This is a genomic window from Acinetobacter sp. TUM15071, assembly GCF_008980925.1.
Lineage (GTDB): Bacteria > Pseudomonadota > Gammaproteobacteria > Pseudomonadales > Moraxellaceae > Acinetobacter > Acinetobacter dispersus.
Genome location: NZ_BKGB01000004.1, coordinates 25,522 through 51,193, shown reverse-complemented (window position 1 = coordinate 51,193; position 25,672 = coordinate 25,522). Strand labels below are relative to the sequence as shown.

Here is a 25,672-nt window from a genome sequence, read left to right as displayed (position 1 = left end):
AGGAGAACAGCTAAAGGGAGAGACGTCTTTCACGGAAAGACATGGCATATTTGATCATTTTTATTGAAATTTCGCAATTTATTCTTATCTTTTTGCCATAAATGCAATTTATATTCAAAATCATGCATTTTGAATATTGTATGGCTGTCAATCTCTCAGTCTGTTATTTTGTATAGAATCAAGCCGCAACCAGCTTAGCCTTTATTTAATCGCGATCCCATTTTCTTTTAATTTTTCAAGCACAATAGAGGTATTCAGATTACTGACGCCAAAGTTTTGTGAAGATAGGATACCGATCAACTTGACCATTTCATCCAAGTTCTTAACTGCAACTTTCAGTGCAAAATCATAACTGCCTGTCAATTTATGAATATCTTTAACCGCAGGCTCATGCATCAGAAATTCAACAAAACGATCATGCGTGGCATCATGATAATTCTGCAGTTTCACTTCAATAATGCCCATGATCGGCGCAGGATCAGCACTCAACGCAATTTGTGCATAATAGCCTGTGATGATTTTTTTCTGCTCCAGTTGAACACGACGGCGTGAACATTGCGAGGTCGACAAACCCACCAATTCAGCGAGCTCCTGATTGGCCAAACGTCCATTCATTTGTAAATGATGAATAATTTTCTGATCAAAATCATCGAGTTCGACTGTCATAAAACGCTCAATTCTGCCTGAAGTCATGGTTTAGCTGATACCGATGCATCAGTTTTAGAAGTTTAACGCCTTTAGATCAATCAGCTCAAGCTTGTGCCAAAATTGTAGCTGACTGAATACGTTGAACGCCTTGTTCTAACATATTGTGCCATGCGTTTTGCAATGAACCATTTAAATCAATAGCTTTACAGGCATCGTCAATCACATAAGTTTTAAAGCCCATCTGTGCAGCATCCAGTGCCGTCCACGCTACACAAAAATCGGTGGCAATCCCCACAATATAGACCGTATCAATTTGATGTTCTTGAAGATAACCCTTTAATCCTGTCGGGGTTTTTCGATCCGCCTCCATAAAGGCCGAATAGCTATCAATATTGACGTGAAAGCCTTTGCGGATAATCAGTTGCGCGGTTGGAATATCAAGATCGGGGTGAAATTCAGCATCGTGTGTGCCTTGTACACAATGTCTTGGCCATAACACTTGAGTTCCATAGGACAATTCAATGGTTTCAAATGGCGCTTTATTTTCGTGATTGTCAGCAAAAGAAATATGCTGATCAGGATGCCAGTCTTGTGTCAGCACCACCGTTTCAAACTGGCGCGCCAGTTGATTAATCACAGGGATAATCTGATCAGCATCAGTGACTGCCAAGTTTCCACCCGGGGTAAATCCATTTTGCACATCAACAACAATTAAGGCACTGTGTTTAGAGTCTGTACGCATCTCATTATTCAATCTAGATCACTTCTTGCTATACCATACGCTGCCAGCCTTCGCCTGACTAGCCATGCATCAACATTTCATAAGATGAAAATCATTCAGGACAAAGATGAATGAAAGTTTTCAGCTGTTTGACTAAAGCATATTGTTCTTATGCCGCTGATCAGTCATAATTTGCATAATTGTCATTCAATCGAATTCATTATTGAACGGCGAATCAAAATACTGCAACCATCCAATATTTCGTTTCAACTAATTCAATCTCGGATGGGAAAATAGGATAGTTTTTTAAAATGACTCAGCTAGCACAGAATATTCAAGGTTCAATTGTCGCACTCGTCACCCCTATGTTTGAAGATGGTCGCGTAGATTGGAAGAGCCTTGAGAAGCTCGTTGAGTGGCATGTCCAACAAGGTACACATAGTATTGTTGCTGTTGGCACAACGGGCGAAGCGTCTACATTAAGCATGGAAGAACACACACAAGTCATCAAAGAAGTGATTCGTGTAGCCAATAAACGCATCCCAATTATCGCGGGCACAGGTGCAAACTCAACTCACGAAGCAATCGAACTCACTAAAGCAGCAAAAGAACTCGGTGCCGATGCGGCATTGCTCGTTACGCCATATTATAATAAACCAACACAAGAAGGCTTATATCAACACTATAAAGCAATTGCTGAAGCAGTTGATATTCCACAAATTCTTTATAATGTTCCAGGTCGTACTGGCGTTGATATGCAAAATGAAACTGTCATTCGTTTAGCCGATGTTAAAAACATTGTTGGGATTAAAGATGCAACAGGCGATGTACCACGTGGTCAAGCCCTCATCGAAGGTTTAAATGGTAAAATCGCGGTTTACTCAGGCGATGACGAAACTGCTTGGGAACTGATTTTATTAGGTGCTAAAGGTAATATTTCTGTAACAGCCAATGTTGCACCAAAACAAATGAGCGAAGTTTGTGAAGCTGCCTTGGCGGGTGATAAAGCAAAAGCGCAAAATCTGAATCAACAAATTGCAAATCTACACAATATTTTGTTTTGCGAATCAAACCCAATTCCTGTGAAATGGGCGTTGCATGAGATGGGATACATTAGTACAGGTTTGCGCCTGCCACTAACCGCTCTCGCAGAACAATATCGTGAACCGCTCCGCACAGATTTAAAAACTGCGGGCATTATTTAATACGAGCAATTTATGATGCAATTACGTCTTGGTGTTGTCCTAGTCATTTCAGCTTTAAGTTTGGCTGGTTGTGGTCGTTTTGCCCTCAATAATCATTCTTTAGATTATAAAAAAGCGCAAGCGCTTGAACCACTCAAGTTCCCTGAGAATGCAACGGTAAGACCATTCACGCCATTGTATCCAGCACCGACGGTTGATCCACTAGCGATTCAACATGCGCCAACATTTGAAAGCAAGACTGGCAACCGTTATGCATTACCTCGCCCAGAGTCAATGCAAACTACAAGCAATACCACTGAAGCGACAGCAACCAGCTTGGGTCGTCCACAACTGGTGATGGATGGTAATAAAAACCCATTACTGAAAGTGGAAGGTCCAACAGCAAGTGCTTGGCAATATGCCTTTGCAACGGTCAGCAGCCTCAACTACAAAGTCATCTCTCAAGCAGATCATGGTTATGAAGCAACCATTCAGGTTGACAATCAAAACTACGTATTGAAGCTTTCTGCTGTTGGTTCAAGCAATACCATTGCCCTCTTCAAACCTGACACCACCTTTGCCGACCCTAAAGTTGCAACTGAAGTGTTAGCTCAGATTTACCAAAATTGGCCAGCCTAGTCGTTTACTAGGCATATTTTTCAAAAGGTTCCTCCATGTTAAAACAAACCTTGCTCTATACTGGTAAAGCAAAATCTGTATACGAGACAGATAACGCTGATCACCTGATTTTGGTCTTTCGTGATGATGCCTCGGCATTTAATGGCGAAAAAATTGAGCAACTCGATCGTAAGGGCAAGGTCAACAACCGTTTTAACGCCTTCATCATGGAAAAACTGGCTGAAGCAGGTATCGAAACGCATTTTGAAAAATTGCTTTCTCCAACTGAAGTGCTGGTTAAAAAACTTCAGATGATTCCAGTTGAATGTGTCATTCGTAACTATGCTGCTGGTTCACTTTGCCGTCGTTTAGGCGTTGAAGAAGGCAAAGAATTAACACCGCCAACATTTGAATTATTCTTTAAAGATGATGCACTTGGCGATCCAATGGTGAACGAATCTCAAGCGATTGCTTTAGGTTGGGCAACGGCGGAACAACTTGAAAAAATGAAAGAACTCACTTACCAAGTGAATGATGTACTGAAAGCATTATTCGATGCAGGTAATATGATTCTGGTTGATTTCAAACTTGAATTCGGCGTATTCCATGACCGTATCGTATTGGGTGATGAATTCTCTCCAGACGGTTGCCGTTTATGGGACAAAGACACCAAGAAAAAACTTGATAAAGACCGTTTCCGCCAAGGTTTAGGTGGTGTGGTTGAAGCGTATGAAGAAGTTGCTGCACGTTTAGGCATTAACTTAGACAATATCTAAGCCTGGCTAGGCATTTAGCACATATAAAACCAGCTCAATCGGGCTGGTTTTTTATTGCCTATTCAAAAATGAGAAACTTCATTTTAAATATCAATATCATATAAATCATCAACTTAAAATTCATAAATATAGCTTTGCGAGTTTTGTTCTAACCTTATGTTTTTATATTGTTTTTGAATTTTTTTTGATGCTCCTACCATGTTCACAAATGTTTACAGAACTTGAGTTAGAAGATCAAAATGAATACTCCTATTTTAAGAAATTTTCCTTTAAGTCTGAGTGCTAGCCTGATTTTGCTTGCTCTATACAGCAATGTGCACGCAGCTGAAAACAATCTAAACGAACCCGAACAAGTCAAAACACTCGCGACCATTGTCGTCACAGGAACCCGTGCCAACAATCGTTCACAAACAGAGTCCTTACAGCCAATTGATGTGATTAGTGCCAAAGAGCTGACCGAACGAACGGGCTCCAATGAACTCGGCACGGCGCTATCTCGAATTATTCCTTCAATTAATTTTCCACGTCCAACCGTGGTGGATGGAACTGAACTGGTTCGGCCTGCTCAACTGAAAGGACTTGCACCTGATCAAGTACTGGTTCTGGTTAATGGTAAGCGTCGCCACACAGGTGCCTTTATTAACCTTGGCGGAACCATTGGTCGGGGCTCTGCCCCAACCGATTTAAATGCGATCCCGATCTCAGCGATTAGCCGTGTCGAAGTACTCCGTGAAGGCGCATCGGCTCGCTATGGTTCCGATGCAATTGCAGGCGTGATTAATATTATTCTGAAATCCAACCCTACACATGGCGAAGCAGGTATTAAATACGGGGTTTATAACAAAGGAGATGGTGAACAGAAGCAATCCTTTGTTTCAGGTGGCACCAAACTGAATAATTATGGTTACGCGATCTTTTCAGGGGAATGGCAGGATAGCCAAGCCACCAATCGTGCTGGCCCTGACCTGCGTGATCCCAAATCAAGTACCTATGGACAGCGTACTTTCCGTTTTGGTGATCCAGATTCCGATGAGGTAAAAGCAGCCTTGAATTTAGGTTATGACCTCAGTGATCATGCCGAGCTGTATTCTTTTGCGACCTATAGCCATCGTAATGCAGAAACTGCTGGATTCTATCGTTTAAGCAACGCCTCCAATAATATTCCTGCCTTGTTTCCCAATGGCTATCTACCCATCATTCAGGGCCAACTCGATGATTTTGGCGCAGTTGCAGGGATCAAAGGCGATTGGTCAGATTGGCATTATGATGCCTCGGTGAATTATGGTTTAAATCGTTATGATGTCGATACCAAGACCATTAATGTCGATCTTTATAAAGACACAGCCACGACACCTTTCGGCTTCCAAAATGGCACACTGAAAAATGCACAAACGGTAGTGAATTTTGATCTTTCTCGAGAGTTTAATCTTGCAGCACTCACCAGCCCACTGAATGTTGCCTTTGGTACGCAATATTTGAATCAAAAGTATCAAATCCAAGCAGGTGATCCAGCGTCCTATTATAAAAGTGGTTCTTCTGGATTAGCGGGCTTTCGCTCTGCCGATGCTGGTGAATGGTCACGCGACAGTTATGCGGCTTATCTGGATTTAGAGGCCAATTTAACTGAAAAACTCTCAGCATCTACAGCCTATCGCCATGAATATTACAATGATTTTGGTCACACCGATAATGCGTCATTGTCTTTACGTTATGCGATTCATCCAGCGATTGCGGTACGTGGTAGCGCCTCCACTGGTTTCCGCGCCCCAAGTCTTGCCCAACAATATTTCACCCAAACCTCTTCACAGCTGATCAATGGTCAATTTGCTGAAGCAGGTACCTTTCCCACCACGTCATACGTTGCTCAACTACTTGGTGCGGAACAACTTAAGCCAGAGAAATCTAAAAACTATAGCGTGGGTTTAGTCTTGACGCCTACAGATCAACTATATGTGACTCTAGATGCTTATCAAATCGACATTGATAATCGGATTAGCCTATCCTCCAATATCAATGCCAGCAGTGCGACCGTTCGCCAATACCTGAATTCAAAAGGGATCACCGACACCAACTTCAACACAATTCGTTATTTCAACAATGCCAGCGATACCCGCACGCGTGGCGTTGACTTAGTTGCGACCTATAAATGGACTGCATTGCCTTATGGCGAACTGAATACCTCACTGGCCTACAACTACAATAAAAATAAAGTGACCCATGTGGATGGCAATCCAGCCATCTTAGATGCGTTGGGCATTAACCTTACGCGTCTGGATCGTCGAGAGCAATACGGTTTATTGGCTGGCAGTACTCCTGAACATAAATTCAGTTTAGCGAATGACTATAAGCTTGGAAACTTCACTGTGAATACCAATGTCACACGTTATGGCAGCTTTAAAACCTTTAGTAATTCTGGCGAAGCCAAAGACCAAAAATTCTCCGCCAAATGGTTACTCGATTTAGCGTTGTCTTATCAATATCAAAACTGGAACTTCACGGTTGGTGGCGACAATATTACCGATGTATATCCTGATAAAGATGTCTACGATATCAACCAACCCACAGGCGGCAGCTTGCCTTATAGCCAGTTCTCGCCTTTTGGCTTTAATGGTGCGTTCTATTACGGCAAGATCAATTATCGTTGGTAGTAATCAAAAACCGAGCCTTCTGGCTCGGTTTCCAGTTTAATTCTGCGCGTTCTGATAAATCAGTTTGCCTTCTTTATAGGTAGCCAGCACTTTAATGTTTTTAATCTCACGACTCGGTACAGTCAGCGGGTTCTGATTCAGAATGACTAAGTCCGCTAATTTACCTTGGCTTAAAGTACCCTTGGTCTGATCCTCAAAGTACTGATACGCAGCCCAATCTGTCATCGACTTTAATGCCAGGTAAGGACTAATGCGCTCATCTGCACCCAAAACATAATTGCTCCGCGTTACTCGGTTCACGGTCGCATCCAGCATCATCATACTACTCGGTGGCACTACAGGTGCATCATGATGCTCCGTAAAGATCAGATGCTTTTTTAAAGCCGTTGCAGTTGGTGAAATATGGGCAGCTCGAGTTTCGCCTAAGGTTTGTTGACGATGCCAATCGCCCCAATAAAAGGTATGCAACGAGAAGAACGAAGGAATAATATCTAAGGCCTTAAGCTGATCCAGCTGATCATCGCGAATCGTTTGTGAATGAATCAATACGCTACGACGATCTGCTAGTCCTTGTTTTGCTGTGGCATCTTTCACTGCCCCAATAAACTGATCAATCGCTGCATCCCCATTGGCATGGGCAAGCACCTGCCAACCATGCTTAAAGGCTAAATTGATATAGTCCTTGACCTGCTGATCATTACTCATGGCAGGATAGCCCTTATACGTCTTATCTTTACCCTCAGGCGGTACCAGATAAGGCTGGGTCAGCCAAGCTGTTTTCCCTTGAGGTGAACCATCTAAACTGATTTTCACTCCACCAATACGAAAATGATGATCATACTCTCGCTGGCTGCCTTGCTTAAGCATATAGTCTTGGCTGGTGGTGATATCTGGATAAGAAACGACATCAATTGGCAGTCGATTTTGCTTGGCTAAAGCGTGCCACATTTCCGTGGTCCCTTGATCCGCCCGTCCTTCTTGTACTGTGGTAAAGCCATTTTTTACGTAAGCATCAATGCCTTTTTCTGCAATTTGGAACATCACCGCAGGGGGTACATCTTTAAAAATTGAGCCAATTACGGTAAATAAAGCGGACTCTTCTAACACGCCATTTGGAACATTTGAATTGGCTTCACGGCGAATCACGCCACCTGCTGGGTTTGGGGTATTTTGATTGATCTTCAGTAATTCAAGTGCTTTATGATTCACAGAGGCCAAATGCCCCGATTGATGCAAAATCATCACCGGTTGGTCTTGGGACACCCGATCTAGATCGGTTGCCGTCGGATGACGCTGCTCATTCAGTTGTGCGTCATCATAGCCATTTCCCAAAATCCAGCCGCCCATAGTTTTAATCACGGATGAATTTTGGACTTTCCAACTATTCAGCACATTCACCAAAGAGTTGATATCTGAGACCTGACCATCAGGCATTGGGTAGAGATTAGCCACCATTTGATGGAAACCGACCATATTCACATGACTATGCGCGTCAATAAAACTTGGCAATAAGGTTTGATTTTTTAGATCAATCGATTGAACTTTTTTATCCGCCAAGCGTTCAGCCTGCTGCTTTGAGCCGACAAAAATAATTTTTCCATCCTTTACCAACAGAGCTTCTGCATATTCAGGACTGTTGCCTGACATGGTCAGAATGGGGCCACCATAAAACAGTTGTTCTGTTGCAGTGACAGGCACTGCCGTGGTTGCACAGCCCACTACAGCCAGTGAAATAGAAGTGAATAAGGCGCAGCGTTTGAGATAAGTACGGTTCATGAATTAAAACCCATATTTTTATTATGTCTTTTTTGATTAAAGCGGATTCCGCTTGTAATAGAAAGCGTTCACTGATTATTTTTGTAATGTTTGGTCAAGTTCCGAGCAGCCCTACATAGGCTCTGCACACGACTTAGTGTGCGGTTCAAAACATTTTTGCCAGTTTATTCGAGACTTTAATCGCAAGATCATCGACATAATGACTATACGGCTGTGCCAACACAATGCTCAATAACACACTTAATAGGCTTGCCAATAATCCTGCATTTAAATAGGAGAAACCCCATTGCACATGCAATAGATTAAACAATGGAATCCCCAAAGCATAAAGTACAGCAAGATGAATTAAATAAATGGAAAATGAGATTTTGCCTAGAAATACCAAAACAGACCGATCAAAAAACTGTGCTAACCACTTACCTTTCAGCACCGCATAAACAATACAAAAGCCGCCAATAAAGTTGAGGTAGTCATATGTTTGTTCACCGAGGAACTGGCTAAAAATCTGATAGCTTGAGCTACTGTTATGGGCGCCACAAAAATACAATCCCAACAAAAATAGCAGTACTGAAACTACTGTACTCAGTTCTGCGGCATAGAGAAACAGTGCCATCCCCAAAACAAAACTGAGAAGACCCAGCAACACGGTTTGCGAGATCATATACGCGGTCACAATGCTGATGATGAGAAATAGACCGCATAGAATTGGCAGCTTGCCATAGAGATAGCAAGCCAGATAAATCACCAGTGACCCAAGCAACTCAATTTGCATAGTCCACAGCACCCAGTTATAACTTGAATCGCCAAATAAGAATGCGCCAATACTGCCTTCATATAAGGCGGTGCCCAGTTGCGGATGTGGGTTGGCGAGTGCGGCTCCCCATTCGGAAACATGCGACACATCCACAGGTACAAAACACACCAGATAAGCGATGATACAAGAGACAAAGGCTGGAATCGCCAAGCGTGGGTAACGTTTGACCAAAGAATTTTTCAATTGTGCTGCGGTATTGTGCTTTTTAAAACTGGATAATGTCAGTACAAAGCCACTTAAAACAAAGAACACAAAAACCGCGCCTGTACCTGAATAAAAGAAGGCCAAGGGCGAGTGATGTAACTGCGCAAAAAAATCATATTGCGGTACAGCACTGACATCAAAATTATGCAGTTGCGGAAAAAAGGTCAGTGATAGATGTGACAACACAACGGCGAGACATGCCAAGCCTCGGATACTTTCCGCAGCATTAATTTTGTTTGTGGTCATGGTGGAGCTTGATCATCCTTGATAAGCGGGATGATGCGACCTTTTATCTGTAGTGTCTAGAGGTCGCTTACAAAAATACAGTGACTGTTCAGCGCATCAACAAGACCAAGCTAAATCAAGAACCGTTTTAGTGTTTTTTCTGCGTTGCTAACCAGCATAGAATCGAGCCTAAACACACCATAAATGCGCCGTACCAGAAAGAAAGGCCTAATGGCGTACTGAGTAAAATTGCCGAGAAAAAGGCAGATAAAACTGGAATAAAATAGGATGCACCAGCCAATAACGTCACATTGCCATGTAAAATCCCAACATTCCAAGCGGCATAACCAAAGCCCATCGCTGCTGCAGCAAAAAACAATGAAATTGAAGAAGACCCATCAAAATCAAAACTGCCGCCCCCCATCAATGCATATTTAATCCACAGCACCACCGAGACGAGGATAAAAAATAGAGTGATACCATTCGTTCCCTGCGCAATTCTCGCTGTGAGTGTGCAGTAGGCAGCCCAGAGTAATGTTCCAATAAAGGCAAGCCCATAACTAAATGGATTGTGCTGGATGTTTTGCAGCATCCCTGCCAAATCCAAGCCCTGCTCGCCACCGAGCACCCAACAGATTCCCAATATTGAAAGGATAAAGCCAGGAATAATCAGGGAATTGGCTTTTTGCTGATTAAAAATAATGGCAGCCACCATAGTAAAGGTTGGCCATAAATAATTGACCATTCCCACTTCAATCGCCTGTCGATTATTACTGCTATAGCCAATCGAAAGCGATAAACAAATTTCATAGGCAACAAATAGAATACTGCCCCAGATCAAATAGGCTTTGGGAAAGCTTTTGAGGCTGGTCCAACCAACCGAGAAAAACAGGAAAATTGAGGCCAGTGTATAAATCAGTGCTGCACCGCCCACTGCGCCAAAATGACTACTGACATCCTTAATCAAGGCAACGATCAAACTCCAGAGCAAGATCGCGACCAATCCAATCAATGTTGCTTTTTTTGCGTTCATTTTTATACAAATAGAATATTGAGGCCAAAGCAGAATCTATCGATGCGATTCGGATTCTTGCTTTGGACAATTTTAAAATGCTCGGTGAATTTCACCGAGTTTTGATTACTGCTGCTGTTGTTCCTGCTGCCAACGACGTTGCTGCAAACGTTCGCCTTCGACTTCACGTTTATTTAAGGCTCGTTCGTACAGTTTGGTACCACGTAATTCTGGAGGCAAATAGTCCTGTAACACAAAGTGTTCAGGATAGTTATGCGGATACAGATAATCCACGCCATAGCCTTGCTGCTTCATCAGCTTGGTTGGCGCATTGCGTAAGTGCAAAGGCACTGGCAGGTTTGCGGTTTTTTCTGCCAGTTCCAAGGCTTTGTTAATCGCGAGATAGGTGCTATTACTTTTCGGACTAGTGGCCAGATACACGGCACATTGTCCAAGAATAATGCGCGCCTCAGGCATCCCCACCGCTTGGACTGAACGGAAACACTCTCCCGCCAGCAACAAAGCATTTGGATTGGAATTGCCAATGTCTTCTGATGCCGCAATCAGCATACGACGCGCAATAAAGACTGGATCTTCACCACCTTTCAGCATGCGTGCCATCCAGTACAGGGTTGCATCTGGATCACTACCGCGAATCGATTTGATAAATGCCGAAACCAGATCGTAATGCTGCTCACCCGATTTGTCATAACGCGCAATATTTTGCTGCGCGACTTTAACGACGATGGCATTGGTTACGATATTCTCAATGTCAGGCTCAAAGGTACTGGCAATCAAATCAATCAGATTGAGTGCCTTACGTGCATCACCTGCCGCAAATTGAATCAGCGCATCATATTCTTCAATCTGGATAAAGCGTTCTTTTAAAAACTTATCCGTTTGAATCGCTTTATTCAGTAGGGTTTGAATCGCCTCAGCACTCAGATTATTCAGGGTATACACCTGACAGCGAGACAGCAAGGCACTATTTACTTCAAAAGAAGGATTCTCTGTGGTTGCCCCAATCAAGGTAATTTTGCCTTTCTCAACCGCATTGAGTAAGGCATCTTGCTGCGATTTATTGAAGCGATGAATCTCGTCAATAAACACCACAGGGGTCAACAAATCCCCACTTTCCGCAATCACCTCACGGAGTTCTTTCACGCCGGTATTGAGTGCAGAAAGGCTGATAAAAGGACGATCTACCGCCTGCGCCAATAACAATGCAATCGTGGTTTTTCCAACCCCTGGAGGCCCCCAGAAAATGATCGAAGGCAGATGCCCTTGATCAATCATCTGACGTAAAGGGGCATTTTCACCCAGCAAATGATCTTGTCCGATAATTTCGGACAAGTCACGAGGGCGTAAACGTTCAGGTAAAGGAATATGCGTATCTGACATCATCACTGGCTTTATGATCTTTTACCCTAGTCTATTGTGTCTAGCTCAAATCTACAATTTGAATCTGCACTCACGCGACATTCTATTGCGCGCTGTTGCTCTGAACCAACTGTTGCATCACGCGATAGCTGGCTTTGATCCGCTCTTCATTGGGAAAATTGGTATTGGCTAACATGACAATTCCAATTTTTTGCTGCGGAATAAAGGCGGCATAAGCACCAAAACCATTACTTGAGCCTGTTTTATTAAAATAGGTCGCGGGTGTGGCAAGCTTCGGTTGTTTAATCGCTGTGATTGCATGACTTTCTAAAGCCATTTTGCTCGAGTTGCCCTGTAAAAGTGTTTCAAGTGGTACTGGATAAGCATACTGTTCCCAGCCCAAACCTTGGGTCATTGCACCCACTTTAAAATAGCCCACATGAGTATTTTCAATCGCTTGGCGAAGTGATTGTTTGAACTGCTGCGGATTGATTTGCGCATCGAGGAATTTCAGCATATCCGCACTGCTACTTTTCACCCCATAAGCTTCTGCATCAAACATGCCTGGTGAAACACGCATGGCTTGATCGGCTTTGTATCCCCAAGCATATTGCGGCATGTGCTGCTCAGGTACTCGAATAAAACTTTGTGTCATTCCCAATTGCGGCAGCAAGGTTTTTTCAATCAGTTCGTTATATGGTTTTTTCATTGCCAAGGCGGTGACATAGCCCATCAAACCGATACTTGGATTGGAATATTGACGAGCAGCACCGATTTTGGTTTTTGCTTGCCAAGTCTGAAAATATTTCAACATATCCTGTTGCTGCACTACCTCATTAGGGAATTGCAACGGAAAGCCACCTGCACTATAAGTTCCGAGATTTAATAATGTGGCACGATTCACTGCTGTATTTTTCAGTTCAGGGAAATATTTGGCAGGATGATCCGACAAAGACAGTTGCCCTTGTGCCTGTGCATAAGCCGCTAAAGTCGCATTAAAGGTCTTACTGACCGAACCAAGTTCAAATAAAGTACTGTTGCTCACTGCTTGCTGATTTTGCTTAGAAGCAAGTCCATAATTCACAAAGTAATGTTGGCCATTCAAGGTCACAGCAACGGCCATACCTGGAATTTTATATTGTGCCAATAAAGGCTTAAATTGCTGATCAACAATGGTTTGAACTTGTTGCTCGGTCAAATTTCCAGCCCAAAGCGCTGAATTGCAGGACAACAGTCCTGTAAGTACAAATAGTTTTTTTAAAGTCATAGAAAAGGCTTTCGGCTGATTCATGATGTGTATCACTTGAAGTTAAAATTTAATTGGCATGAAGTTTAAGTAGCTTGGCTTTAGGTCCATCTTCGATCACCCAGATTGAACCATCTTGCGCCTGATGTAGACCACGAATTCGTTGTTTCATCTCAAGTCGTTGAACTTCTTGGACTGGTTTTGCAGCTAAATCCACCACGATAATTGCTTTGGATGATAAGCCACCAATCAACGCTTTGTGTTGCCACAAAGGAAATTGCTGACCTGAATAAATAATCAAGCTAGACGGTGAAATCACAGGTGTCCAATCGATTTCAGGGGCTTTAAATTCTGGACGGGTATCATGATCAGGAATAGGCAAGCCTGAATAATGGTCGCCATTCGAAACTGTTGGATAGCCATAGTTTTCCCCTTTCACAATACGGTTTAATTCATCACCGCCTTTGGGGCCCATTTCAACCACCCACAGTTGCCCTTGCTGATCGAAAGCCATTCCCAATGGATTACGATGACCCAGCGACCAAATCTCTGCCGTTACACCACCCTGCTGATAAAATGGATTATCTTCCGCAGCAGTTCCATCTGCATTTAAACGTAAAACCTTACCTAAATTACTGTTTAAATCCTGAGCAGGATCAAATTTTTGGCGCTCACCCGAACTGACCCAAAGTTTGCCATCGGAACCAAACTGCATACGATGACCATAATGACCTTGCCCAGACACTTTCGGTACTTGTTGCCAGATGGTTTTTAAATCTGTGAGCTTGGGTTGCTTGGGATCAGATAAATCCAGTTTTGCATGTGCAATCTCTGCACCATAGCCACCTTGACCTTTGCTGGCATAGCTTAAATATAATTCATGATTCTGCTGAAAATCAGGATGCAAAATCACATCGCCTAAACCACCTTGCCCGCCATAACTGACGGTTGGAACGCCAGCGACATTGATACTGCTCTTGGTTTGCGGATCAAATAATTTTAATTGCCCTTTGCGCTCAGTAATCAATAAACGTTGGTCTGGCAAACTTGCCATCGCCCATGGCTCATCAAATTCAGTAACGCTCTCAATCCGATACTTTTGTGCAATGCGCTGGCTTGATGCTTGTTGCGCTGTATTCTGTTCTGGCGTTTTAGAGTTGCTTTCGTTGGCACCACACGCAGCCAAAAATAAAATGCCACTGTAGAGCAAAGGTGTCATCAACAGTTTGTTCATGGCTTATCTCCCTCGTTTATTCTTCATCTTAGGGAACATCGCCAATAAAAATACTGCAAAAGTGTTGTTTTTATGATCATCATGTCTTATTGATTTGCTAAACGCGATTAACGAATCCAACGCACAATATAATCTTCAATTTGTTCTTCATCGATTTCAGTTTCTGAAATACAACGCCCTGCGGCAGACTTTTTCGCCTTGATCACACTTTGACGTGAACCTGTATTGAGGTAATGCCAAGAAGGTAAATTCTTGCCTTCACTTAAGCGACGGTACGCACAGCTCGGTGGCAACCAAGAAATGTTGCTGAGCCGCTCAGGCGTCAGCTGGATACAATCAGGCACTTGCTGCTGACGGTTAGGGTAATCGGAACAACGCGCGGTTTTACAGTCCAGTAATTTACATGCCACTTTGGTATACGCAACCTCGGCTGTCTCTTCATCTTCTAACTTAATCAAACAACATAAACCACAGCCGTCACACAATGCCTCCCACTCCGCATTGCTGAGCTGATCAAGCGGATAGTGTTTCCAAAAGTTGGGACGCAGTTCGACGGACATACAGAGCTTTCAATATTAAAAAATGAGCTTCTTATTATAGCATTCATCTTTGCTTTGCTGACTTCAATCTCTTTTAATTGATTTAACACTTCTTTAAGTATTAAACATTTAAACCACATAAACACCACATTTCGTTCAAAAAACACACGCTATAGTGAACGCATAACGAAAAATTAGGAGGACACGACATGTTCCGTTGGGCCATTATTTTTGCAGTCATCGCACTCATTGCCAGTTTATTAGGTTTTGGTGGCGTGGCAGGTTTATCCAAAGATTTCGCGGTAATCTTATTGGTTGTTGCCGTCATCTTAGCAATCGTCGGCTTCTTATCCAGAGGCAAAGTCTAGTAATTTCGACCTACGCAAAACATAAAAAGAAGAATCTTGGTATTCTTCTTTTTTCATTTTTGATCATCGCTAAAACAAGCGTATTTATTATGTTTTTACGATGCCATCCATTTTCTTTTTTATGTTTTAATCAAGGCATTCTAAAAATACAGATCAGGATTATAGAATGAGCTTCCCGATTAACACACGTGAAATTGAATATACCGCTCCCGATGGTCAACGCCTAATTGGCTATTTCGCTGCACCTGCAATTGATATGCCCGTTGCTGGTGTGATTGTGGCCCCTGAATGGTGGGGTCGTAATGCGTATACCGAGCAACGTGCTCGTGAACTTGCAGAACATGGCTTTGCCGCTTTAGCCATTGATATGTATGGTGATAAGAAAGTTACAACCAATGTGCCACAAGCCTCTGAATGGATGAATCAAACTTTTGAGCATGCTGATACTATTGTTGACCGCGCTCAAGCAGGCTTAAATGCTTTAGCGGCTCAAGCAGAAGTGAATGCCGAAAAATTAGCAGCGGTTGGTTTTTGCTATGGCGGTAAAGTGGTGCTAGATTTGGCGCGTTCAGGTGCAGATATCAAAGCCGTTGCCACGTTCCATGCGATATTAAGTCCGAAAGCTGCTGCTGAGAAAGGCAAAGTTAAAGCCGAGATTTTAGTCCTGCATGGTGAACTCGATAGCATGGTGACCTTGGATAATGTGGCAAGCTTCCGTCAGGAAATGCATGATGCTGCTGTGGATCATGAGGTGATTATTTTTGAAGATGCCAAGCATGGTTTTAGTAACCCGCTTGCAGATGAGCGCGCCAAGGCCAACAATGTTGACTTAGGCTATAACGCGGAAGCAGAACGTCAAAGTCTTGAAGCGATGTATGAGCTATTAGATAAACATTTAAAATGATTTGAAAAGACTAACTATGTGGAATTGAACAAATATATCGTTTGTTAAAACCCTAGATATTTTCTACTCGTGCAAGGCGACATGATGTCGCCTTTGTAAAAGCCAATCTTAATCAGCATTTAATAACGAATTTGTTTGTATACATCAACTCCTCTCCCTATTTCCGCTATACTACGCCTCTGCTTTTTACTGTTCTGATTCATGTCTGACTTCTCATTTTCTGATGCACTACTTACATGGTTCGACCAACACGGTCGTCACGATCTACCATGGCAAGTGGCCGATGATCCCTACAAAGTTTGGGTCTCAGAAATCATGCTGCAACAGACGCAAGTCAAAACTGTACTACAATATTTCGACCGTTTTATTGAGCGATTCCCGACCGTAGAAACCCTAGGAACAGCCGGTTGGGATGATGTCGCACCTTATTGGGCAGGTCTCGGCTACTATGCCCGCGCACGCAATCTGCATAAAGCAGCAGGCATTGTCAGTCAACAAGGGAAATTTCCAAAAACACTCGAACAATGGATTGAGCTGCCAGGCATTGGTCGCTCCACTGCTGGTGCGCTCATGTCACTTGGCTTACGTCAGTACGGCGTGATTATGGACGGTAATGTGAAACGTGTACTGGCACGTTTCCTCGCCATCGAAGATGATCTGTCCAAGCCGCAACATGAACGGGCACTCTGGCAAATTGCGGAACAGCTCTGCCCAGAAGAACGCAATCATGATTATACCCAAGCGATCATGGATTTAGGTGCAACCGTTTGTACTCCGAAAAAACCGCTGTGTTTATACTGCCCAATGCAGCAGCATTGCCAAGCCTATCAACAAGGCATGGAACAGGAACTACCGTTTAAAAAAGCCAAGAAACCTGTTCCCGTCAGAACGGCGAATGTGCTCCTGATTCAGTCTGGTGATGAATGGCTGTGGCAACAACGTGAAGCGCATGGCCTCTGGGGGGGACTGTATTGCCTCCCTATCATCGAGCAAGCAACCGAATTACAACAGATTGAGCAACACTTCAAACTACAAGCTCAAGTATCATCATTGCAGATTAGCCATAGCTTTACTCACTTTACTTGGTTACTGCATGAAAAACTGTTCCACGTGGAACACGATCAAAAAGAACAGTTGAGTATCGAATTAAATGGCATATGGCTAAGTCCAGAAAATGCGATTGCCAAAGGCATTCCAACAGCCATGAAAAAACTGATTACAGCCAAACAAAAGGTTTAACGCCTAAAATGCTGTAGATCAAACGCAAGGAGTTTATGTGCGTCATTCGATTTCCTATACCGTTGTTGGCGTGTTGATGATTCTACTTTCAGCATGTACCACTGCCCCCAAAAAACCAACGCCCTTGCCCAATGCACAGGTCAATAAACTTAAAATGATGCGTTTAGACAGTCGCCTGCCAGTCCCAGTTAAAGGTGTAAGTCGAAACGAATTACGGGATACTTGGGGTGCGGCACGTAGTCAAGGTCGTAGCCATGAAGGCATCGATATCATGGCAGAGCGTGGTACGAAAGTGTATAGTGCGACCGAAGGCTTAGTTGCTGATTTACGTAATAATAATTTAGGCGGCAAAGTGATCTGGATTATTGGGCCAGCAGGCTCTTGGCACTATTATGCGCATCTGGATGGTCATAAGCGTGGCCTCAATGTTGGCGACTATGTGCGTAAGGGTGACCTGATCGGTTATGTAGGAAATACCGGCAATGCTCGTTATACCTCTCCGCATTTACACTACGGAATTTATTTAAATGGCAAAGGGCGTGGTGCAGTCAATCCATACCCGTATTTACGTTAGGAATCTACAATGTCAGAAGCATTGATTGAACGTCTGGTTGAATTTGCAGAGTCTGGAAATCAACAGAAAATCATCATGGGTGGTACCAGCTATCAAGGTTGGATCATGGAAATTACCGAAGATGCTTTGTTGATTAGTACAGGCTTTGCCGATAAATCAGGTAAAGACTTTTGGCTTAAGTTTACTGATTTAAATAGCGCAGAACTGTATTATTGGGATACTCGCCCAAATGAATGGGTGGCATTCAAACTTTAAATTATACTGTTCAAATAACAACAAGGAGCATCAAATATGTCAACTCAACGCTGTGGCTGGTGCTCCGATGATCCTCTCTATATTGCCTACCATGATCAGGAATGGGGCAAGCCGCAACATGATGAAAACCATTTGTTTGAGATGCTCTGTCTGGAAGGACAGCAAGCAGGACTTTCTTGGATCACGGTACTGAAAAAACGCGAACACTACCGCTCACATTTCTTTCAACATTCCATCGCAGACGTCGCAGCACTCACAGATGATCAACTCGAACTCAAACTCAGTGATGCAGGTTTAATTCGTCATATCGGCAAACTGAAAGCCATCCGCGACAATGCTATTGCTTGGCTCAAGCTTAAGGATGAAGTCGAAGATGTCCCTGCTTGGTTATGGAGTTTTGTCGATCATCAAACCGAAAATAATGATGTGGCGAATTACCGCGAAGCACCCGCACAAACTGAACTTAGCCAAAAACTATCCAAAACCCTAAAAAAGCGTGGTTTTAAATTTGTGGGCCCGACCACCTGTTATGCTTTTATGCAAGCGGTTGGTATGGTCAATGACCACGAAAATCATTGCCAATTTAAATAACAAATCATCATCGATTTTCCTTGAATGGGAGTTCCAATGAGCAATAATCAAATTCGCGCTTATGCTGCAATGCAAGCAGGCGAGCAAGTGGTGCCGTACCAATTTGATGCGGGAGAATTACAAGCCCATCAAGTTGAAGTCAAAGTTGAATATTGTGGTCTGTGCCACTCCGATCTATCCGTGATTAATAATGAGTGGCAATCATCGGTTTACCCTGCGGTGGCTGGACATGAAATCATTGGTACTATCATTGCATTGGGATCAGAAGCCAAAGGACTACGCGTCGGTCAACGTGTTGGCATTGGCTGGACAGCTGAAACCTGTCAAGCCTGTGATCCATGTATTGGGGGTAATCAGGTCCTATGTACTGGTGAAAAAAAAGCAACCATCATTGGCCATGCAGGCGGTTTTGCCGATAAAGTCCGTGCAGGTTGGCAATGGGTCATTCCCCTTCCAGACGATTTAGATCCTGAAAGTGCTGGCCCGCTACTGTGTGGTGGCATCACGGTATTTGATCCCTTACTGAAACACAAAATCCAAGCCACACATCATGTGGGTGTGATTGGTATTGGCGGTTTAGGTCATATCGCGATTAAATTACTCAAAGCATGGGGCTGTGAAATTACGGCTTTCAGCTCTAACCCAGATAAAACTGAAGAACTCAAAGCCATGGGAGCCGATCACGTGGTCAATAGCCGTGATGCCCAAGCCATCAAAGCACAACGTGGCAAGTTTGATTTATTACTCAGTACGGTGAATGTCACCCTGAACTGGCAAGCCTATCTCAATACTTTGGCACCAAAAGGTAGTCTACATTTCCTAGGTGTGACTTTGGAACCGATCCCTGTTTCTGTCGGTGCCATCATGGGTGGTGCCAAATCTGTCACCTCATCACCAACGGGCTCACCGTTAGCCCTGCGCCAACTTTTACAATTCGCTGCGCGCAAAAATATCGCACCACAGGTTGAGTTATTTCCAATGTCACAGCTAAATGAGGCGATTGAACGACTGCATTCAGGCCAAGCACGTTATCGCATCGTACTCAAAGCAGACTTCGACTAATTCATACTCTGCCGTACCCAATCCGCCAACTGTTGAATCGCTTGGCGGATTTCTGCTGTTAAAGCATGACCCGCATTTAAACGCAAAAAGTGTTGATAACGGCGGTCTTCACCGAAGACTTCACCAGGTACGATATTGATCCCTTTACCTTGTGCCAAATAATACAATTCCAAACCGGTAATACTATTGGGCAGTTGCATCCATAAAGCATAGCCACCTTGTGACTGGCTTAATCCAATCGGAACCCCCTGAAACACGTCGAGAATATAAGCCCGATACTGTTCAACTTGCTGCATCAGTTTAGGTCTTAATTGATCCAAATGTTCTCGATAACCACGACTGTAAATAAAATCGGCTAAACCAAGTTGCAAAGGCGTATTCACCCCCACATTGTTGGCCAATAATTGGGGTCTTAAATATTGCAGCTGTTGACCTAAGCAAAACCAACCGACGCGATAGGCGGTTGATAATGACTTGGAGACCGAGCCACACCAGATCACATAGCCTTCCTGATCCCAATAGCGAATGGGTAAAGGTCGTTCCTTTTGAAAGCTGCATTCGCCATAAATATCATCTTCCAAAATAAAACATTGATATTTTTGTGCCAGTTGAGCAATGTGCTGTTTCTGTTCATTGCTGAGACAATAGCCCAAAGGATTCTGAAAATTGGCGGTGAGTAAACACAGTTTGGCATCACCCTGTTTCATAAAAAATTCTAAGCGCTCTAGATCAATACCACGATGATCCGCTGGAATCTCAATAATTTTACGTTTCAGGCTAGCCAGCATTTGCAGCTGACCATTAAAAGTGGGCGTCGGTACTAAAATACTATCCCCCTCTTTGCTGATCTGTTGAATCAGTAGCGATAAGGCAGGCATACAACCGTTGGTAATAAAAATATCATCGGTCGCAACATAGATACCATCCTCACGCCAATGATCAGATAAGGCTTTACGAAGTTGCTGATGTCCCTGTTTATTACAATATAAAAAATCTTCAGGCTGACAGTGTTTCAGTGCACGTTGCAAGGAACGGCGTAAGCCATCCACAGGAATCAAATGTGGGGATAATTGAATCGCGCCCAAAGGCGTTAAATGGTTCTGGATCGAAGCGGTTTGAATCTGGTTTTGCAGGTCTAAATTTGAAACCTGCCGGGCTTTGGACTCAAAGTTCGGACTGTCTGGTACGGCACTTTGATATTGTCTTGAATTGACAAAATAGCCCGATTTGGCTTTTACATAGATCAGCCCTTTTGCTTCCAGCAATTCGTAACATTGCTGTGCCGTACTTAAACTAATACTTTGCTGACGTGCAAATTCCCTTAAAGAACTCAACTTTTGTTGGGGCTGTAACTCATGCTGATAAATCTTGTGCGCCAATTGTTCTGCCAAGCGCTGATAGTGAAAAGTCATATCTGTACTGCTTTTTTATAAATTTCTGTATCTGTATTGGTTTATACAACACCTTTAAGCTATAAAAATCAACAGCCAAAGGATAAGACCATGAAAAATAATATCTTATTTATATTAAGCGCCGTTTTATTTACAGGCTGCAATCTGACTGACCAAGCCAGCTACCAGCAACAACAGGTGTGTAAATCGCTTTCTCAGGGCTATCTGCAAATTCAGAACCAACCGACCTATGAGTTATGGAAAATGGAGAAAAGCGACGCGCCAGAACAGACCCGTATCATCAAAATGACCTATAAGAAACCCAATGAAAATGGTCTGATGCTCTCAAGCAACTTTCTGCCAACGGTCGAACTTGAATGCAAGTTACAACAGCAACATATTGTTGTTTCAGTGATACAAAAAACTGGACCATCAATTCCAGTGCTGAATGTACAACTGCAAAATGATGCTATTGGCAAACCGAGAAGCCCTGACTTAGTTGCTCAGTCAAAAACTCAATAAATAAACGGACACGTTTCGGCAAGTGCTCTTGTTGATAATAAACAGCATGGATGCTTTGATAAGAATGTTCGATTTGATCTTCAAATAGGGCTTCAAGACGCCCTTCTCGAATGTCCTGCCAGATTTCAAATTCAGAGAGCCGAGCAATACCCTGCCCACGTAAACACAGTTGTCGGACGGTTTCACCACTGGATGCTCTTACTTTAGGTTGTGCTTGAAAATACTCACCCTCAATTTTAATCGGCCAAGTGTTGATATAGGTTGGACGGGTAAAACCAATCACATCATGTTCAGGCAATGCTTGAGGTTGTAAAGGCGTGCCCTTGCGTTTTAAATATTCGGGACTGGCAACAATATAGATACGACTTTTACACACCAATTTTGCGTGTAAGCTGGAATCATGTAATTCACCAAAGCGAAACGCCACATCGGTTTTATGTTCGAGTAGGTCAATCACCAAATCATTACTATTCAACTCGACTTCAATATTGGGATAACACTGCCGAAACTTATGTACCAATGGCGTAATCACATGCAGAATAAAAGGTGTGGCTGAGTCAATCCGAATCACTCCCGAAGTATCTTGATCTGATTTTTGTAATGCTTCTTCGGCTGCATTCAAATCACTCAGGATTTTACGGGCCTGTTGTAAAAACTGCTGGCCTTCTTGGGTGAGTTTTAATTTTCGCGTGGTTCGTTCTAGTAAAGTGACTTCGAGCTTGGACTCTAAACGGCTGAGCGAGCGACTCAGTCCTGATGCCGTCTGTCCCAGTCGTTCAGCAGCGGCAATAAATGAACCTGTATCGACGATGGTCATAAAAGCAAGTAGTTCTTCTACCGTAGATTTCATTACCACCCTCTCAATTATTGATATTTAGTCAACTGTATTTTGCAAATTCATCTATGTTTTAGCAACAATAATCATCGCAAAATAACAGCCATCCACAAAACAGCTCTTTTGAGCATGAAAAAAGATTAGGTGAAAAATATGCGTATCCCTCAATTCGGTTTAGGTACTTTCCGTCTTAAAGAACAAGCAGTCATTGACTCAGTTAAAACCGCCCTGGAAGTGGGTTATCGTGCCATTGATACCGCACAGGTTTATGAAAATGAAGCAGCAGTGGGTCAAGCCATTGCTGAAAGTGGTGTAGCTCGTCAAGACCTGTTCCTCACTACAAAAATCTGGGTCGACAATTTTGCTGAAGATAAATTCATTCCCAGCTTAAAAGACAGTCTGCAAAAACTACGTACTGATGCCGTTGATCTCACCTTGATCCACTGGCCAGCTCCAGCACTGGGTGTCTCCATCCCAAGCGTGATGCAATTGTTATTAGAGGCGAAACAACAGGGTTTGACTAAACAAATCGGGATTTCAAACTTTAATATCGCCTTGACCCAACAAGCGATTGATAGCATTGGTGTAGAACACATTGCCACCAACCAGATTGAACTCAGTCCTTATTTGCAGAACCGCACCTTGGTCAATTTTTTACGTGAGCAAAATATTGATGTGACTTCATACATGACTCTGGCTTATGGCAAAGTACTGCAGGACCCAACCTTAATTGAGATTGCTGCACAGCATCAAGCAACCACCGCACAAGTCGCTTTGGCTTGGGCCTTACAAAATGGTTTTGCGGTGATTCCATCATCAACCAAACGTGAAAACCTGATCAGCAACTTAAAAGCGCAAGACTTAACTTTAAGTGCAGAGGAAATGCAGTTGATCGCTCAACTTGAACGTAATGGTCGAGAAGTAAGTCCTGAACCATTTGCGCCTGAATGGGACAAATAACATGAGCAGCCGCATCAACCTTCCTTTGCTGGCACTGGCGATTGGTGCCTTTGCAATTGGCACAACAGAGTTCTCTCCAATGGGGCTGTTGCCCAATATTGCCAATGATCTTGGGGTATCGATTCCAAGTGCGGGCATGTTGATTACAGGTTATGCACTGGGCGTGATGCTCGGAGCACCGATCATGACTTTATGGTTTGGTGGCTTTGCCCGTCGTAATGCACTGATTCTACTGATGGCAATCTTCACCATCGGTAATCTGATCGCAGCCTTTGCACCCAATTACATGAGCTTAATGGGTGCCCGATTAATTACCAGCTTAAACCACGGTGCCTTCTTCGGGATTGGTTCTGTGGTGGCGGCCAGTGTTGTTCCAGCAAATAAACAGGCCAGTGCGGTGGCAACCATGTTTATGGGCTTAACCATCGCTAATATTGGCGGTGTACCACTCGCAACATGGGTGGGACAAAACATTGGTTGGAGAATGTCTTTCCTCGCAATTTCAGCCCTTGGTGTCATCACTATGCTGTCACTTTGGAAAGCCCTTCCTGTTGGATCGGTTGGACAAAAGCCAAATGTAAAAATGGAGTTAAGCGTTCTTACACGCCTACCCGTGGTATTGGCATTGCTTACAACCGTGTTTGGTGCCTCAGCGATGTTCACCTTGTACACCTATATCGCACCAAGTCTGGTTGAGTTCACTCATGCCTCTCCGACCTTTATCACTATAATGTTGGTCTTGATCGGAATTGGTTTTTCAATCGGGAACCATTTCGGTGGGAAGTTTGCAGACTTATCGATTGATAAAACCTTGATTGGTTTCTTGGTGCTACTGATCGCGTTGATGGTCATCTTCCCAATCCTTGCCCAAAGCCAATTGGGTGCAGCAATCGGTTTAGTGATCTGGGGTGCAGCAGCCTTTGCCATTGTTCCGCCATTACAAATGCGCGTGATGTCGGTTGCACATGAAGCCTCGGGCCTTGCTTCTTCAGTGAATATTGGTGCATTTAACTTAGGCAATGCCATTGGTGCCGCAGCAGGCGGTGCCGTGTTAAGCCTCGGCTTAAACTATACGGCAGTCTCCGTTATTGGTGCCGTACTGGCAGCTATTGGTTTAGTCTTGGTTTTCATTCAAATGAAATTAGCAAGCAAACCAGAGACGCCATTACAACAATGTCCTCAAGCTTAAGCTCAAATAAAAAAGCCTGATTTAAATCAGGCTTTTTTATTATTTCAATAAATCTGGTAACTTCGGTTGCGCATATAAAGGATTATTCACTTCTTTTTTCATTTTCATCAGCATTTGATAAGGCTGCTGCTGCACAAACATATTCACAAAGCTCAATGGAATTGCCCCTGCAGGATCGGCATAGCCACTGGTCGTCACTTTTACTTTGTTATTTGGCAGTCGCTGGAACGTCCAATCACCCGCGTATTTGCTTAACCGTACCACATCAGGCTGCTCAGGGTAATTATTCTGAATGGCATTGTTTTTAATACTAATGCTGCCATCCGCATTCTTAGTCATTTTGCCTTTAATCACCACATCACGATCTTTTAAAGGAAATGGAAAGTCCAGAACCATATACAAGGTGAATTCACCTTTCTTATCATCACGTGACAACATTTGTGCCTTGCCCACATACGGCACCCATTGCGGTGTACGTTCTACATCCAGTACTACTGCTACAGCACGTTCTAAAGGCACATCAAATGTGGTTTCAGCTTTATATTGGATAATCGGATTGTTTTCTGTTTGGTACGTCCAAACCTTAATATTGTTCCGATGCAAACTGAGTTTGGCTGTATCTGTTGCTGCAGTCACTGCAAAGCTGCTGAGACTGAGCAATGTGGCAAGAACGATATGTTTTTTATTCATGTCATGCTCAATTGTTGTAATAAGGGCGAGAGCTTGTTTCACTCCTCTCGGAAAGAAAGCTCAACAA

Annotated in this window: 26 protein-coding genes; 14 read left to right on the top strand and 12 right to left on the bottom strand. The window is 43.4% G+C overall.

Going from position 1 to position 25,672, the window contains the following annotated elements:
• Positions 1-201: 201 nt before the first annotated feature.
• On the bottom strand, positions 202-666 hold the full coding sequence (locus tag GBI66_RS05000) for an Lrp/AsnC family transcriptional regulator (RefSeq protein ID WP_005186081.1): 465 nt from the start codon (positions 664-666) through the stop codon (positions 202-204).
• A gap of 85 nt (positions 667-751) precedes the next feature.
• Positions 752-1,390 (bottom strand): bifunctional nicotinamidase/pyrazinamidase, encoded by a 639-nt coding sequence (gene pncA / locus GBI66_RS04995; RefSeq protein ID WP_151715371.1) that lies wholly within the window; start codon positions 1,388-1,390, stop codon positions 752-754.
• Positions 1,391-1,680: 290 nt separating this feature from the next.
• Between pncA and dapA the strand changes: the two genes are divergently transcribed.
• From dapA to GBI66_RS04975, 4 genes are all read left to right on the top strand, one after another.
• Positions 1,681-2,574 (top strand): 4-hydroxy-tetrahydrodipicolinate synthase, encoded by an 894-nt coding sequence (gene dapA / locus GBI66_RS04990; protein WP_005186086.1) that lies wholly within the window; start codon positions 1,681-1,683, stop codon positions 2,572-2,574.
• A 15-nt stretch (positions 2,575-2,589) separates the two neighbouring features.
• Positions 2,590-3,192: a lipoprotein-34 precursor (NlpB) gene (locus tag GBI66_RS04985; protein WP_151715477.1), complete on the top strand. Its 603-nt coding sequence runs from the start codon at positions 2,590-2,592 to the stop codon at positions 3,190-3,192.
• A 35-nt stretch (positions 3,193-3,227) separates the two neighbouring features.
• Positions 3,228-3,947, top strand: coding sequence for a phosphoribosylaminoimidazolesuccinocarboxamide synthase (gene purC / locus GBI66_RS04980; protein ID WP_005186090.1), 720 nt, complete (start codon positions 3,228-3,230; stop codon positions 3,945-3,947).
• A gap of 239 nt (positions 3,948-4,186) precedes the next feature.
• Positions 4,187-6,595 (top strand): TonB-dependent siderophore receptor, encoded by a 2,409-nt coding sequence (locus GBI66_RS04975; protein WP_151715370.1) that lies wholly within the window; start codon positions 4,187-4,189, stop codon positions 6,593-6,595.
• 36 nt (positions 6,596-6,631) lie between these two features.
• Here the strand turns inward: GBI66_RS04975 and GBI66_RS04970 are convergent, their stop codons facing one another.
• The 7 genes from GBI66_RS04970 to GBI66_RS04940 form a co-directional block, all read right to left on the bottom strand.
• A complete protein-coding gene (locus GBI66_RS04970; RefSeq protein ID WP_151715369.1) occupies positions 6,632-8,371 on the bottom strand; it encodes an amidohydrolase in 1,740 nt (579 codons plus the stop codon).
• Between the two features lie 145 nt (positions 8,372-8,516).
• Positions 8,517-9,635 carry an acyltransferase gene (locus GBI66_RS04965; RefSeq protein ID WP_151715368.1) on the bottom strand — a complete coding sequence of 373 codons (1,119 nt, stop codon included), beginning with the start codon at positions 9,633-9,635 and terminating at the stop codon, positions 8,517-8,519.
• A gap of 127 nt (positions 9,636-9,762) precedes the next feature.
• Complete coding sequence (yddG, locus tag GBI66_RS04960; protein ID WP_151715367.1) at positions 9,763-10,647, bottom strand: aromatic amino acid DMT transporter YddG; 885 nt, start codon at positions 10,645-10,647, stop codon at positions 9,763-9,765.
• Positions 10,648-10,752: 105 nt separating this feature from the next.
• Positions 10,753-12,027: a replication-associated recombination protein A gene (locus tag GBI66_RS04955; RefSeq protein WP_032857357.1), complete on the bottom strand. Its 1,275-nt coding sequence runs from the start codon at positions 12,025-12,027 to the stop codon at positions 10,753-10,755.
• An 82-nt stretch (positions 12,028-12,109) separates the two neighbouring features.
• Positions 12,110-13,297, bottom strand: coding sequence for a class C beta-lactamase (gene ampC, locus GBI66_RS04950; RefSeq protein WP_151715366.1), 1,188 nt, complete (start codon positions 13,295-13,297; stop codon positions 12,110-12,112).
• A 25-nt stretch (positions 13,298-13,322) separates the two neighbouring features.
• Positions 13,323-14,486, bottom strand: coding sequence for a PQQ-dependent sugar dehydrogenase (locus GBI66_RS04945; protein ID WP_151715365.1), 1,164 nt, complete (start codon positions 14,484-14,486; stop codon positions 13,323-13,325).
• Between the two features lie 107 nt (positions 14,487-14,593).
• Positions 14,594-15,046: a YcgN family cysteine cluster protein gene (locus GBI66_RS04940; RefSeq protein ID WP_151715364.1), complete on the bottom strand. Its 453-nt coding sequence runs from the start codon at positions 15,044-15,046 to the stop codon at positions 14,594-14,596.
• A gap of 188 nt (positions 15,047-15,234) precedes the next feature.
• Here GBI66_RS04940 and GBI66_RS04935 point away from each other — a divergent pair, with 188 nt between their 5' ends.
• The 7 genes from GBI66_RS04935 (at position 15,235) to GBI66_RS04905 (ending at position 20,018) form a co-directional block, all read left to right on the top strand.
• Positions 15,235-15,393, top strand: coding sequence for a DUF1328 domain-containing protein (locus GBI66_RS04935; RefSeq protein ID WP_004656956.1), 159 nt, complete (start codon positions 15,235-15,237; stop codon positions 15,391-15,393).
• Positions 15,394-15,559: 166 nt separating this feature from the next.
• On the top strand, positions 15,560-16,297 hold the full coding sequence (locus GBI66_RS04930; protein ID WP_151715363.1) for a dienelactone hydrolase family protein: 738 nt from the start codon (positions 15,560-15,562) through the stop codon (positions 16,295-16,297).
• 201 nt (positions 16,298-16,498) lie between these two features.
• Complete coding sequence (mutY, locus tag GBI66_RS04925) at positions 16,499-17,536, top strand: A/G-specific adenine glycosylase (RefSeq protein WP_151715362.1); 1,038 nt, start codon at positions 16,499-16,501, stop codon at positions 17,534-17,536.
• Between the two features lie 76 nt (positions 17,537-17,612).
• Positions 17,613-18,110, top strand: coding sequence for a M23 family metallopeptidase (locus GBI66_RS04920; protein WP_276518004.1), 498 nt, complete (start codon positions 17,613-17,615; stop codon positions 18,108-18,110).
• Between the two features lie 9 nt (positions 18,111-18,119).
• Complete coding sequence (locus tag GBI66_RS04915) at positions 18,120-18,365, top strand: hypothetical protein (RefSeq protein WP_005186132.1); 246 nt, start codon at positions 18,120-18,122, stop codon at positions 18,363-18,365.
• A 36-nt stretch (positions 18,366-18,401) separates the two neighbouring features.
• Positions 18,402-18,956 (top strand): DNA-3-methyladenine glycosylase I, encoded by a 555-nt coding sequence (locus tag GBI66_RS04910; RefSeq protein ID WP_151715360.1) that lies wholly within the window; start codon positions 18,402-18,404, stop codon positions 18,954-18,956.
• Between the two features lie 36 nt (positions 18,957-18,992).
• Positions 18,993-20,018, top strand: a complete 1,026-nt coding sequence (locus tag GBI66_RS04905; RefSeq protein ID WP_005186139.1) for an NAD(P)-dependent alcohol dehydrogenase — start codon at positions 18,993-18,995, stop codon at positions 20,016-20,018.
• Here the strand turns inward: GBI66_RS04905 and GBI66_RS04900 are convergent.
• A complete protein-coding gene (locus GBI66_RS04900; protein ID WP_151715359.1) occupies positions 20,015-21,430 on the bottom strand; it encodes a PLP-dependent aminotransferase family protein in 1,416 nt (471 codons plus the stop codon). The genes GBI66_RS04905 and GBI66_RS04900 overlap by 4 nt on opposite strands.
• A gap of 90 nt (positions 21,431-21,520) precedes the next feature.
• Between GBI66_RS04900 and GBI66_RS04895 the strand changes: the two genes are divergently transcribed.
• Positions 21,521-21,931 carry a hypothetical protein gene (locus GBI66_RS04895; protein ID WP_151715358.1) on the top strand — a complete coding sequence of 137 codons (411 nt, stop codon included), beginning with the start codon at positions 21,521-21,523 and terminating at the stop codon, positions 21,929-21,931.
• On the opposite strand, the gene GBI66_RS04890 is transcribed toward GBI66_RS04895, so the two are convergent.
• Positions 21,879-22,781 (bottom strand): LysR family transcriptional regulator, encoded by a 903-nt coding sequence (locus GBI66_RS04890; protein ID WP_005209634.1) that lies wholly within the window; start codon positions 22,779-22,781, stop codon positions 21,879-21,881. The genes GBI66_RS04895 and GBI66_RS04890 overlap by 53 nt on opposite strands.
• Positions 22,782-22,919: 138 nt before the next feature.
• Between GBI66_RS04890 and dkgB the strand changes: the two genes are divergently transcribed.
• On the top strand, positions 22,920-23,726 hold the full coding sequence (gene dkgB, locus GBI66_RS04885; protein ID WP_151715357.1) for a 2,5-didehydrogluconate reductase DkgB: 807 nt from the start codon (positions 22,920-22,922) through the stop codon (positions 23,724-23,726).
• A gap of 1 nt (position 23,727) precedes the next feature.
• Positions 23,728-24,915 carry an MFS transporter gene (locus tag GBI66_RS04880; RefSeq protein WP_151715356.1) on the top strand — a complete coding sequence of 396 codons (1,188 nt, stop codon included), beginning with the start codon at positions 23,728-23,730 and terminating at the stop codon, positions 24,913-24,915.
• 39 nt (positions 24,916-24,954) lie between these two features.
• Here GBI66_RS04880 and GBI66_RS04875 read toward each other — a convergent pair whose 3' ends face one another.
• Positions 24,955-25,605, bottom strand: a complete 651-nt coding sequence (locus tag GBI66_RS04875) for an START domain-containing protein (protein ID WP_005186155.1) — start codon at positions 25,603-25,605, stop codon at positions 24,955-24,957.
• Positions 25,606-25,672: the final 67 nt, after the last annotated feature.

What these genes read in the sequence shown, in the direction of transcription:
- GBI66_RS05000 (WP_005186081.1), bottom strand. Translation starts at nt 666, where the DNA reads ATGACAGTCGAACTCGATGATTTTGATCAGAAAATTATTCATCATTTA.
- pncA (WP_151715371.1), bottom strand. Translation starts at nt 1,390, where the DNA reads ATGCGTACAGACTCTAAACACAGTGCCTTAATTGTTGTTGATGTGCAA.
- dapA (WP_005186086.1), top strand. Translation starts at nt 1,681, where the DNA reads ATGACTCAGCTAGCACAGAATATTCAAGGTTCAATTGTCGCACTCGTC.
- GBI66_RS04985 (WP_151715477.1), top strand. Translation starts at nt 2,590, where the DNA reads ATGCAATTACGTCTTGGTGTTGTCCTAGTCATTTCAGCTTTAAGTTTG.
- purC (WP_005186090.1), top strand. Translation starts at nt 3,228, where the DNA reads ATGTTAAAACAAACCTTGCTCTATACTGGTAAAGCAAAATCTGTATAC.
- GBI66_RS04975 (WP_151715370.1), top strand. Translation starts at nt 4,187, where the DNA reads ATGAATACTCCTATTTTAAGAAATTTTCCTTTAAGTCTGAGTGCTAGC.
- GBI66_RS04970 (WP_151715369.1), bottom strand. Translation starts at nt 8,371, where the DNA reads ATGAACCGTACTTATCTCAAACGCTGCGCCTTATTCACTTCTATTTCA.
- GBI66_RS04965 (WP_151715368.1), bottom strand. Translation starts at nt 9,635, where the DNA reads ATGACCACAAACAAAATTAATGCTGCGGAAAGTATCCGAGGCTTGGCA.
- yddG (WP_151715367.1), bottom strand. Translation starts at nt 10,647, where the DNA reads ATGAACGCAAAAAAAGCAACATTGATTGGATTGGTCGCGATCTTGCTC.
- GBI66_RS04955 (WP_032857357.1), bottom strand. Translation starts at nt 12,027, where the DNA reads ATGTCAGATACGCATATTCCTTTACCTGAACGTTTACGCCCTCGTGAC.
- ampC (WP_151715366.1), bottom strand. Translation starts at nt 13,297, where the DNA reads ATGAATCAGCCGAAAGCCTTTTCTATGACTTTAAAAAAACTATTTGTA.
- GBI66_RS04945 (WP_151715365.1), bottom strand. Translation starts at nt 14,486, where the DNA reads ATGAACAAACTGTTGATGACACCTTTGCTCTACAGTGGCATTTTATTT.
- GBI66_RS04940 (WP_151715364.1), bottom strand. Translation starts at nt 15,046, where the DNA reads ATGTCCGTCGAACTGCGTCCCAACTTTTGGAAACACTATCCGCTTGAT.
- GBI66_RS04935 (WP_004656956.1), top strand. Translation starts at nt 15,235, where the DNA reads ATGTTCCGTTGGGCCATTATTTTTGCAGTCATCGCACTCATTGCCAGT.
- GBI66_RS04930 (WP_151715363.1), top strand. Translation starts at nt 15,560, where the DNA reads ATGAGCTTCCCGATTAACACACGTGAAATTGAATATACCGCTCCCGAT.
- mutY (WP_151715362.1), top strand. Translation starts at nt 16,499, where the DNA reads ATGTCTGACTTCTCATTTTCTGATGCACTACTTACATGGTTCGACCAA.
- GBI66_RS04920 (WP_276518004.1), top strand. Translation starts at nt 17,613, where the DNA reads ATGATTCTACTTTCAGCATGTACCACTGCCCCCAAAAAACCAACGCCC.
- GBI66_RS04915 (WP_005186132.1), top strand. Translation starts at nt 18,120, where the DNA reads ATGTCAGAAGCATTGATTGAACGTCTGGTTGAATTTGCAGAGTCTGGA.
- GBI66_RS04910 (WP_151715360.1), top strand. Translation starts at nt 18,402, where the DNA reads ATGTCAACTCAACGCTGTGGCTGGTGCTCCGATGATCCTCTCTATATT.
- GBI66_RS04905 (WP_005186139.1), top strand. Translation starts at nt 18,993, where the DNA reads ATGAGCAATAATCAAATTCGCGCTTATGCTGCAATGCAAGCAGGCGAG.
- GBI66_RS04900 (WP_151715359.1), bottom strand. Translation starts at nt 21,430, where the DNA reads ATGACTTTTCACTATCAGCGCTTGGCAGAACAATTGGCGCACAAGATT.
- GBI66_RS04895 (WP_151715358.1), top strand. Translation starts at nt 21,521, where the DNA reads ATGAAAAATAATATCTTATTTATATTAAGCGCCGTTTTATTTACAGGC.
- GBI66_RS04890 (WP_005209634.1), bottom strand. Translation starts at nt 22,781, where the DNA reads ATGAAATCTACGGTAGAAGAACTACTTGCTTTTATGACCATCGTCGAT.
- dkgB (WP_151715357.1), top strand. Translation starts at nt 22,920, where the DNA reads ATGCGTATCCCTCAATTCGGTTTAGGTACTTTCCGTCTTAAAGAACAA.
- GBI66_RS04880 (WP_151715356.1), top strand. Translation starts at nt 23,728, where the DNA reads ATGAGCAGCCGCATCAACCTTCCTTTGCTGGCACTGGCGATTGGTGCC.
- GBI66_RS04875 (WP_005186155.1), bottom strand. Translation starts at nt 25,605, where the DNA reads ATGAATAAAAAACATATCGTTCTTGCCACATTGCTCAGTCTCAGCAGC.